The organism is Neobacillus paridis (assembly GCF_016765675.1).
GTDB classification, from domain to species: Bacteria; Bacillota; Bacilli; order Bacillales; family Cytobacillaceae; genus Neobacillus; species Neobacillus paridis.
Map to the genome: position 1 here is coordinate 1 of NZ_JAESWB010000387.1, position 720 is coordinate 720.

1 protein-coding gene and 1 pseudogene are annotated in these 720 nt (G+C 54.4%); both read left to right on the forward strand.

What is annotated here, in order from left to right; all coding sequences use genetic code 11:
* A pseudogene (locus tag JK635_RS29305) lies at positions 1–194 on the forward strand (hypothetical protein); the annotation flags it as partial.
* Positions 195–319: 125 nt separating this feature from the next.
* On the forward strand, positions 320–556 hold the full coding sequence (hfq, locus tag JK635_RS29310) for an RNA chaperone Hfq (protein WP_136418236.1): 237 nt from the start codon (positions 320–322) through the stop codon (positions 554–556).
* Positions 557–720 lie beyond the last annotated feature (164 nt).

Here is a 720-nt window from a genome sequence, read left to right on the forward strand (position 1 = left end):
CCAAGCTGCGCTACGCGCACCAGGGCGGCCAGAATCCGCCGGTCATTGTCATTCACGGCAATGCGCTCGACGCGATTGACGCAAACTACAAGCGCTACCTGGAGAAGCACTTCCGCGAAACTTTTTCACTGGTCGGCACTCCACTGCGTATAGAACTGCGCTCCGGTAAAAATCCGTTTGCGAAATCCGATTAAAAACGCTATTGATTTGGCAATACTCAGGGAAATCGATTACATTCGAGATTCATCGCGGCAACGCGCTACTTGAATCTGGTCGAGTTGCCTCCAACTCCTCATCACAACAACACAATGGAGCTTTCATGAGCAACAAAGGGCAACTGTTACAAGACCCCTTCCTCAACGCCTTGCGCAAAGAGCATGTCCCCGTCTCGATCTATCTGGTCAACGGGATCAAGCTTCAGGGACACATCGAATCGTTCGACCAGTATGTCGTACTGCTACGCAATACCGTAACCCAGATGGTCTACAAGCACGCGATTTCCACTGTCGTGCCGGCACGTGCCGTCAATCTCAATCTGGAGTCCGACGCTGAATAACGCCTTGCATACTGCCGGTCCTGCGAATGGCTGCTGACATGCGAGCCGCACTTGTTGGCGTCGATTTTGGCAAAGGGGAGTTTGCCGCCAGCCTGGAAGAACTCGGACTGCTATCCAGTTCCGCGGGCGCCGAGCCGGTCCTGACCATCATGGGCAAGCGCGCC